General features: G+C 73.7%; 6 protein-coding genes. 1 reads left to right on the top strand and 5 read right to left on the bottom strand.

Translation table 11 applies throughout. The features are described from left to right. The first annotated feature begins 223 nt into the window (after positions 1–223). Positions 224–1,924 (top strand): bifunctional 3'-5' exonuclease/DNA polymerase, encoded by a 1,701-nt coding sequence (locus tag FNH04_RS34870; protein WP_152789857.1) that lies wholly within the window; start codon positions 224–226, stop codon positions 1,922–1,924. A gap of 67 nt (positions 1,925–1,991) precedes the next feature. On the opposite strand, the gene FNH04_RS34865 is transcribed toward FNH04_RS34870, so the two are convergent. The 5 genes from FNH04_RS34865 to FNH04_RS34845 all read right to left on the bottom strand — a co-directional run bounded on the left by FNH04_RS34865 (position 1,992) and on the right by FNH04_RS34845 (position 9,306). Then, positions 1,992–5,258, bottom strand: coding sequence for an AfsR/SARP family transcriptional regulator (locus tag FNH04_RS34865; RefSeq protein WP_152789856.1), 3,267 nt, complete (start codon positions 5,256–5,258; stop codon positions 1,992–1,994). A 197-nt stretch (positions 5,259–5,455) separates the two neighbouring features. Then, positions 5,456–6,355 carry a glycosyltransferase family 2 protein gene (locus FNH04_RS34860; RefSeq protein WP_322724729.1) on the bottom strand — a complete coding sequence of 300 codons (900 nt, stop codon included), beginning with the start codon at positions 6,353–6,355 and terminating at the stop codon, positions 5,456–5,458. Positions 6,356–6,548: 193 nt separating this feature from the next. After that, the gene (gene dmpG / locus FNH04_RS34855; RefSeq protein ID WP_152789855.1) at positions 6,549–7,553 is read right to left on the bottom strand and encodes a 4-hydroxy-2-oxovalerate aldolase; all 1,005 of its coding nucleotides are present in this window, start codon (positions 7,551–7,553) and stop codon (positions 6,549–6,551) included. Next, positions 7,550–8,509, bottom strand: coding sequence for an acetaldehyde dehydrogenase (acetylating) (locus FNH04_RS34850; protein WP_152789854.1), 960 nt, complete (start codon positions 8,507–8,509; stop codon positions 7,550–7,552). Before FNH04_RS34850 ends, dmpG begins: the two co-directional genes overlap by 4 nt. Next, on the bottom strand, positions 8,506–9,306 hold the full coding sequence (locus FNH04_RS34845) for a 2-keto-4-pentenoate hydratase (protein ID WP_228031789.1): 801 nt from the start codon (positions 9,304–9,306) through the stop codon (positions 8,506–8,508). Before FNH04_RS34845 ends, FNH04_RS34850 begins: the two co-directional genes overlap by 4 nt. Positions 9,307–9,444 lie beyond the last annotated feature (138 nt).

Here is a 9,444-nt window from a genome sequence, read left to right as displayed (position 1 = left end):
GTGTTTGTTGTCTGCGGGTGGGTGGGGGCTGGTCGCGCAGTTCCCCGCGCCCCTGAAAAGCCGGGCCCGGCCCGGAGAAATCCAGCCCGGCCCCCGCACATCCAGCCCGTCCGGCGTTTGAGGACGAGGCCCGTTCAGGGCCGAAGCGGGGGCTGGGAAAACCCTTCGGGCCCCGCCCCGCTCCTCGCCGCCGTTGTCAGACCCCCCTGTCAGACTCGCGGGCATGAGTGACCGGTGGGCTCTCGGAGTCGTCGAGGAGGGTGGCGTGGAGGTCGCCCCCCTCGGGCCGGACGGGCTGCCCGTGGGACCGGTGCGGCGGGAGGCGGACCTGGTGCAGGCCGTGCGGAGCCGGCCGCAGGTCGCCCGGTGGGTGTGGCGGGCGACCGCCGGGACGTACCCGCGTCTGCTCGCCGCAGGAGTGCGCGTGGAGCGGTGCTACGACCTCGAGATCGCCGAGAATCTGCTGCTCGGACATGAGGGACGCCACGGGGAACCAAGATCCGCCGCTGCCGCACTGGCGCGGCTGCGCGGCGGCCCCGTACCGGCGGATCCGCCTCAGCGCGCCGCCGAACCCGGCTCGCAGACGCCCCTCTTCGAGCCCCGCCCCGTCCACGTCCCCCTCACCGACCTCATCGACGTGTACGCCGAGCAGCAGCGCCGCCACGACGCCACCGCCCGCCCCGACCGTATGCGCCTGCTCACCGCGGCCGAGTCGGCCGGGACCCTCGTCGCCGCCGAGATGAACCGCACGGGCCTGCCCTGGAGCGCCGCCGTCCACCGCGAGGTCCTGCACGAACTCCTTGGCGAGCGGTACACCGGCGGCGGCGAGCCGAGACGTCTGGCCGAGCTCGCCGAGGAGGTGTCCGTGGCCTTCGGGCGGCGCGTACGACCCGATCTGCCCGCCGATGTCGTGAAGGCCTTCGCGCGGGCCGGGGTCCGGGTCAGGTCCACGAGGAAGTGGGAGATCGAGTCGATCGACCACCCTGCCGTGAAACCCCTGCTCGAGTACAAGCGGCTGTACCGCATCTGGGTCGCCCACGGCTGGTCCTGGCTGCAGGACTGGGTGCGGGACGGCCGGTTCCGGCCCGAGTTCCTCGCGGGCGGGACCGTCACCGGGCGGTGGGTCACCAATGGCGGGGGCGCGCTCCAGATCCCCAAGGTCATCCGGCGTGCCTGTGTCGCCGACCCCGGCTGGCGGCTCGTCGTGGCCGACGCCGACCAGATGGAGCCCCGGGTACTGGCCGCCATCTCACGGGACCCGGGCCTGATGGACGTCGCGGGGCGCGAGACCGACCTCTACCAGGCCGTCTCCGACCGGGCGTTCGCCGGCGACCGCGCGCAGGCCAAGCTCGCCGTGCTCGGTGCCGTGTACGGGCAGACGTCCGGCGACGGGCTGAAGAACCTCGCCGCGCTGCGCCGCCGCTTCCCCAGGGCCGTCGCGTACGTCGACGACGCGGCCCGCGCGGGCGAGGAGGGCCGGCTCGTCCGGACCTGGCTCGGCCGTACGTGTCCCCCCGCGGCCAGAGCCTCCGAGGCCGCGGCCGAGGAGGCGGGTATTCCGCAGGATGAGCCGATCGACGCCGCCGGCTCAAGCACGGACAGCGCGTGGACTCCTGGCTACGCCTCCCTCGACTCCCGTGCCCGCGGCCGCTTCGCGCGCAACTTCGTCGTCCAGGGCAGCGCCGCCGACTGGACCCTGTTCGTCCTCGCCGCGCTCCGCCGCGCCCTCGCCGGCATGGCCGCAGAGCTGGTCTTCTTCCAGCACGACGAGGTGATCGTGCACTGCCCAAAGGAGGAGGCCGAGGCGGTGGTCGTCGCGATCCGGGAGGCGGCCGAGCTGGCGGGGCGGCTGACGTTCGGAGAGACGCCGGTGCGGTTCCCATTCACCACGGCGGTGGTCGAGTGCTACGCCGACGCCAAGTGAGTGAGTAGGCAGGCAGGCAGGCAGGCAGGCAGGCAGGCAGGCAAGTGAGCGAGCGGGCCGCGGTGGTTCAGTCCTCGTCCGCCAGCAGACCCCGCAGCTCCCCCGCCATCGGGGAGTCCGTCCCGTCGAGCGTCTCCAGCGCCGCCTTCCACTCCCGGCGCGCCTCCTCGGTCCGCCCCTCCCCCGCCAGCAGCAGACCCCGCTGGTGCCGGGCCAGACCCGTCATGTACAGGTCGGCCCGCCGCTCGGCGAGCTTGAGGAGCCGACCGCACTCGTGGACCGCCCGCTCGGTGTCGTCCCGTGCGCGCAGGGCGCGGACGAGGCCGAGCCGGGTCTGCGACTCGCCGGCCCAGTCCTCCTCGTCACCGAGGATGGCCCGGCTCTGCTCGAAGCTCTGCACGGCGCGGTCGGGTTCGCCGAGCTTGAGATGGGCATAGCCGATGTTGCAGTGCGCGCGGTTCTTCAGGAGGACGCTGTCGGACACGTCGGCGAGCGCCAGGCTCCGCCGGTGGTGGATGATCGCGGCGCGCGGGTCCGTGTGCTCGTACAGGTTGCCGAGGTGGCTGAAGGTGACGGCCTGGCCGTACGGATCACACAGCTGCCGGGACAGTTCCAGGCTCTGGCGCAGCGCCTCCTCGCTCTCCTGGTACCGGTGGAGGCTCTCCAGCAGCAACCCCCGGTTGTTGAGGCAGCGCCGGATGCACGAGACGGCGCCGAGCCCGCGCCACAGTTCCAGGCCCTCGTCGTTGAGGGTGAGCGCCTCCGTCAGCCGCCCCGCCAGGAAGAACAGTCCGGCCCGGTCGGTGAGCGCGAACGCCTCCGCGGCGTCGTCCCCGACCGACCGCGCCACGTCCAGCGCGATCCGCCCCAGCGTGTCCAGCTCGGCGAGCCGACCGCCGCGGTGCAGGTACGGGAAGAGGTGGCGGACCAGGACGGGGACGAGGGGCGAGGGCGCCGCCGCGGTGCCGTCCGGCCGGGCGCAGCGCTCCACGAGGGCGACGATGTTGGGCAGTTCGCGGTCGCCCCAGGCGAAGGCGGCCTCGGCGGAGGGGAACGGGCGGGTGTCCACCGGGTCCGGCTCCCCGGCCGTCGGCCGCAGCCGCTCCTCGCGCTCGTAGCCGGGCGGCAGCAGCGCGACGAGGCTCTGCCGGGCCCGGTCGGCGTACCAGCGCAGGGCGTCTTCGGCGACCCGGATGCCGTCCCCGCGAACGACGTCGGCCCCATCGCCCGTTCCGGGTTCTCCGCTCCCTCCGCTCCTACCGCTCCCTGCGCTACCTCCGCTTTCGGCGAGCTCGCGTGCGAAGTCCCGTACGAGGTCGTGCGGTGCGTACCGGCCGTACGACGTCTCCTCCAGCAGGGCCACGTCGACGAGGCGGTCCAGGGCGGCCTCGGCGCGGTGTTCGCCGGTGCCGGTGAGGTGGGCGATCAGGGCCGCGCCGTAGGCGGGGAGGTCGAGGGCTCCGATGCGGTGCAGGACGAGCGCGGCGTCGCGGTCGGCCTCGCGGGCGGAGACCCGCAGGGCGTCGTGGGCGACGGCGAGGGAGCGGCGGACGCTCAGGTCGTCGTACTCCAGGTGGTTCAACCGCCCCTCCGTGGCGGCCAGTTGACCGGCGAGCGCGTCCGGGGTGAGGGCGCGCCGCGCGGCGAGGCGCGCGGCGACGACGCGGAGTGCGAGCGGGAGGCGGCCGGTGAGTTCGACGAGCGGATGGGTGCCGTCGAGCCCGTCGCGGCCGGAGACGGCGCGCAGCAGTGCCGCGCTGTCCTCGCCCGACAGCGGCGCGAGCGGGAAGCGGTGGGCGCCGTCCAGGGCGGTGAGCGGCGAGCGGCTCGTCACGATCACCGCGCAGCCGGCGCCCGCGGGCAGCAGCGGCCGGACCTGCGCGGCGTGCGCGGCGTCGTCCAGGACCATCAGGGTGCGGGTGGGCGCGAGGGTGGAGCGGAGCAGCGCGGCGGCGGCGTCCGGGTGGTCGGGGATCCGGCGCGGGTCGGTGCCGAGGTCGCGCAGGAGCGAGGCAAGGGCCTGGCCCGCGCTGAGCGGGGCCACGCCGGGGGTGGCGCCGTGCAGGTTGACGTACAGCTGGCCGTCGGGGAAACGCCCGGCCAGCTCATGGGCCGCGTGCAGGGCGAGGGCGCTCTTGCCGACTCCGGCCATGCCGCTGACGAGGGCGACCGTGGAGGCGCGCCCGTCCGGGACCGGGCCCGTGTCCAGGGCGCGGCGCAGGGCCGCGAGCGTCTCGGCCCGGCCGGTGAAGTGGGCGGGTGAGGGCGGGAGCTGGGCGGGGCGCGGCGGCTCGGAGGAAGGAGGTCGGTAGCCGTCGGGGCCTGCGGAGCCGTGGGGCGGCTCGTCGGCGGTCTCCTCCTGGAGGATCTCCAGGTGGGCGTCGCGTACCGCCGCGCCCGGTTCGACGCCGAGTTCCTCGACCAGGCGGATCCGCAGATCGCGGTGGACGGCCAGGGCCTCGGCCTGGCGGCCGGTGCGGTGCAGGACGAGCATCAGCAGCCGGTGGAACGCCTCCCGCAGCGGGTGTTCGGCGACGAGCGCGGCCAGCTCCGGGGCGAGCGCGGCGAGCCGGACGGGACCGGTGCCGTCCACGGATCCCGCTCCGGGTCCGGTGAGGTCCCCCGCACCACGACTCCCGGCGCCGCCCGCGGCCAGTCCCAGTTCCGCTTCGTACCGCCACTCCAGGACCAGCAGCCGCGCCTCCTCCAGCCGCTGGACGAGGGCCTGTCCGCCGATGTCCTCCGGCAGTCCGCCGAGCGGGGCGCCCCGCCACAGGGCGAGCGCCGCCGCGGTCTCGCGCCGTGTGCGTGCCCAGTCCCGGTCGGCGTGTGCGGAGCGCGCCGCCGCGACGTGCCCCTCGAAGACGCGGACGTCCAGCTCGCCCGCTCCGACCCGCAGCTGGTACCCCGGCGCGACGGCCCGCAGCCGCTCCGGATCGTCCAACAGCCGCCGCAGCCGCGTCACATGGTTCTGCAGCGAGGCCTGCGCGGAGGGCGGCGGTGACCCGCGCCAGAGGGCGTCCTTGAGCGTCTCGACCGACACGACCCGGCCGGGCTCCAGCAGCAGCGCCACGAACAGGGCGCGCATCTTGCCGCCGCCGATCGGCAGTACGTCACCTCGGTCGTCGTACAGGACCGGTGGCCCCAGCAGCCCGAAACGCAGCCCGCCGGGCGCCCCCGTGGAAACCCCCGCGGAAACCCCTGCTGACGCCTCGTCACGCACACCGCCGCGCGGTCCGAACCTCGGCTCGTCCCGCATAGCTCTGCCCGCTGCCTTCCCGCCCGGCGTCGGCTTGCCGGGGCCTGCGACGACTTCGCGCCGTCCGTTGGCCATATGTTAGCGATCCGTTGGCGCCACCTGATGTGATCACTCCATCGGTTCCGGCCACGACGGCGCGCGCGTACAAGGCGTAGCTCGGGGGAGCTCGCCGCCGCGGCCGGATCCAGAAATGTGCGGGGCTCAGGTCGACGGGGGTCAACGACCTGGGCCCCGCACATTTCGCCGAACCGGGCCTATTCGTCGAACAGGGCCTAGATGACCGGGGGCCGCCCCAGCCTGGTGAGTCGCCACACCGTGCGCCACCGCATGGGGCGGCGTTCGCCGCCCGACTCGCGCCAGCCCTCCGCGAAGCCGCCGAACCACGCCCGCAGCCCGCCGCGTGAGCGGACGCGGGCGAGTGTGAGCAGCACCCACACCCCGAGATGGACGGGGACGAGCGGGAGCGGCAGCCGGCGGCGGGCCAGCCAGACGCGGTTGCGGGCGTTGACGCGGTAGTAGATGGCGTGCCGGGCGGGCGAGGTCTTCGGGTGCTGGAGGAGCAGTTCCGGGGCGTACAGCACGGTCCATCCGGCGTCGATGGCCCGCCACGCCAGGTCGGTCTCCTCGTGCGCGAAGAAGAACTCGTCCGGCCAGTCCCCGGTCTCCGCGAGCATGGCCATGGAGAGGGCGTGCCCGCCGCCGAGGAAGGCGGTGACGGGCCCGCCCCGCAGCGGGTCCTTCGCCCCGATTCTCGGCACGTGCCGCCGCTGGGTCTCCCCGGTCTCGTCGGCGATCCGGAACCCGACGACACCGAGCCGCGGATCGGCGTCGTACAGGTCCCGTACCCGCCGCAGCACGTCCGCGTCCACGAGCAGGCCGTCGTCGTCCAGCTCCACGACGACGTCGACGTCCCCGAACTCGCGCAGTCTCCGGAGGGCGACGTTGCGTCCGCCCGGGCACCCCAGGTTCTCCTCCAGCTCGACGAGGGTGACCTCGCCGGGCAGGTCCGGTCGCTCGGCGAAGTCGGGCAGCGGGCAGCCGTTGCCGACGATCACGATCCGGTCGGGCGGGACATCCTGTTTGGCCACGGACGTGAGCAGGGCGTCGACCTCGGCGGGCCGGTTTCCCATGGTCACGACGGCGACGGCGATCCGAGGCGCCACCGGCACCACTACTCCCTCTCGTCCGGCATCCACGTTGCACGTTCCACGCCCGGCTGTCACTCGGCGCCGGGCGCCACCGTCCAGTACGTCTCCGAACGCGTCACCGTTCGTTCCGCGACTGTTCGTTCCGCCACGTGGTGGCCACAAAGATAAGGGGTAGCGGGTCCGACTTGTCCGATTCCCGGGCCCGGTTGAGTGGTCCTCAGGACGTGAGGTCGAGGGCGATGTCGACGATCATGTCCTCCTGGCCGCCCACGAGCCCGCGGCGGCCGACCTCCAGCAGGAGGGTGCGGGCGTCCACCCCGTAGCGCGCGGCGGCGAGTTCGGCATGGCGGAGGAACGAGGAGTACACGCCCGCGTAGCCGAGGGTGAGGGTCTCGCGGTCGACCTGGACGGGACGGTCCCGCAGCGGACGTACCAGGTCGTCGGCGGCGTCCTGGAGGGCCAGCAGGTCGCAGCCGTGCTTCCAGCCCTGGAGGTCGGCCACGGCGACGAACGCCTCGATGGGGCAGTTGCCCGCACCCGCGCCCTGGCCCGCGAGGGACGCGTCGACCCGGGTGACACCCTCCTCGACGGCGACGACGCTGTTGGCGACCGAGAGGGAGAGGTTCTCGTGCGCGTGCACACCGATCTCCGTGGCCGGGTCGAGGACGTCGCGGTAGGCACGGACGCGCTCGCGCATGCCGTCCATCGTGAGACGGCCGCCGGAGTCGGTGACGTACACGCAGTGCGCCCCGTACGACTCCATGAGCCCGGCCTGGGCGGCGAGTTCGGCGGCCGGGGCCATATGGCTCATCATCAGGAAGCCGGAGACGTCCATGCCGAGTTCCCGGGCCTTGGCGATGTGCTGGGCGGAGATGTCGGCCTCGGTGCAGTGGGTGGCGATCCGGACCGAGCGGACACCGAGGGCGTGGGCGCGTTCCAGTTCGGCGATCGTGCCGATGCCGGGCAGGAGGAGGGTGGTGAGGACCGCGTCGGTGACGCTGTCCGCCGCGGCCTCGATCCACTCCCAGTCGGTGTGGCTGCCGGGCCCGTAGTTCACCGAGCCGCCCGCGAGGCCGTCGCCGTGCGCGACCTCGATTGCGTCGACGCCGGCCGCGTCGAGGGCGGCGGCGACACGGCCCACGTCGGCGGGGTCGATACGGTGCCGGATGGCGTGCATGCCGTCCCGCAGGGTGACGTCCTGGATGTACAGCTTGCGGTTCATCGGATGGCCTCCGTGGAGACGGCCTCGCGCCGGGCGATCGACTCGGCGACCCGCAGGGCGGCCGACGTCATGATGTCGAGGTTTCCGGCGTAGGCGGGCAGGTAGTGGGCGGCGCCCTCGACCTCGAGGAAGACCGACACCCTGGTGGTGACCGGGCCGGCGCCCTCCGGCACGAGGGTGTGCACCGGTTCCGACGCGTCCACGGGGGTGAACTGCACGTCCTGCTTGAGGCGGTAGCCCGGCACATACGCGGCGACCCGCTCGGCCATGGCCGCGACCGAGGCCCGTATGGCGTCGTGGTCGGCGTCGCCGACGAGGCAGAAGACGGTGTCCCGCATGATCAGCGGGGGCTCCGCGGGGTTGAGGACGATGATCGCCTTGCCGCGGGCGGCGCCGCCGACGGTCTCGATGGCGTGGGCCGTGGTCTCGGTGAACTCGTCGATGTTGGCGCGGGTTCCGGGGCCCGCCGACTTCGAGGCGATGGAGGCCACGATCTCGGCGTAGTGGACATCGGTCACCGCCGACACGGCCGCGACCACCGGGATGGTGGCCTGGCCGCCGCACGTCACCATGTTGAGGTTGCCGGCGCCCGCGTCGAGGTGCTCGTCCAGGTTGACCGGCGGGACCACGAACGGGCCGATGGCCGCGGGCGTGAGGTCGACGAGCTTCCTGCCGTACGGCGCCAGCCTGGCCGCGTTCGCGAGGTGGGCCTTCGCCGAGGTCGCGTCGAGGACGATCTGGATGTCGTCGAAGCCCGGCAGCGCGATCAGGCCGTCGACGCCCTCGTGGGTGGTGGGGATGCCCAGGCGGGCGGCACGGGCGAGTCCGTCGGAGTCCGGGTCGATGCCCACCATGGCGCCGACCTCCAGGGTGTCCGACAGACGCATGATCTTGATCATCAGGTCGGTGCCGATGTTGCCCGACCCGATGATCGCCACCTTGGTCTTCGCGCTCATGCGTCCCTCTTCTCCGAGAACACGGCCTCGACCTCGCCCAGCGCACCGATCTCGGCGCGGATCCGGGTGCCGGGCGGGGCCGGGACCATCGGGCCCAGGGCCCCGGACAGCACGACCTGTCCGGCCCGCAGCGGTTCGCCGTACGCCCGGGCCGTGCGCGCGAGCCACGCGAGCGCGGTGAGGGGGTCGCCGAGGCAGGCGGCGCCGTTGCCCTCCGAGACCGGCTCTCCGTCGGCGTACATCCGCATGGACGTCTCGCGGGGCTCGAACTCGTCGAGCGTGAGCCGGTGTCCGGCCAGCACGAACAGCCCGCTGGAGGCGTTGTCCGCGATCGTGTCGGTGATGGTGATGTCCCAGGCGGCGACCCTGCTGTCGACGATCTCGATGGCGGCGACCGCGTGGTCCACGGCCGCCCGCACCCGGTCCTCGTCCAGGTCGCCGTCGGCCAGGTCCTCCCCGAGGACGAAGGCGATCTCCGCCTCGGCCTTGGGCTGGAGCAACCGGTCCGACGGCACCTCCGTCTCGGCCGAGACGTCCATGTCGGCGAACAGCACCCCGAAGTCGGGCTGGTCGACGCCCAGTTGCCGCTGTACCGCCGGGGACGTCAGGCCGATCTTGCGGCCGACCACCACGGCGCCGTCCGCCAGGCGCCGACGGGTCAGCTCCTGCTGCACGGCGTAGGCGGCGTCGAGGTCGTGGACGCCGATCAGGTCGCGGACCGGCGCTACGGGTGTGCCCTCCCGGGTGGCCGCCGCGAGCCGGGCGGCGGCCCGTGCGACCGCGTGCGCGTCTGCCATACCGGTCACCATGCCGGTCACCTCCCCTGCGCCGTGGCCACGGCGAAGCCTGCGATCCACGCGGGGATCGCCTCGTAGAAGCGGGATGTCATCTCGTACGAACCCGAATCCGGCCCCGCCCCGGGCCCCACGCCGGCC

The sequence above is a fragment of the Streptomyces phyllanthi genome (assembly GCF_009377205.1).
In the GTDB taxonomy this organism is placed as follows: Bacteria; Actinomycetota; Actinomycetes; order Streptomycetales; family Streptomycetaceae; genus Streptomyces; species Streptomyces phyllanthi.
Note: the sequence above shows the minus strand (reverse complement) of the source record. Positions and strands in the feature narration are given on the sequence as shown.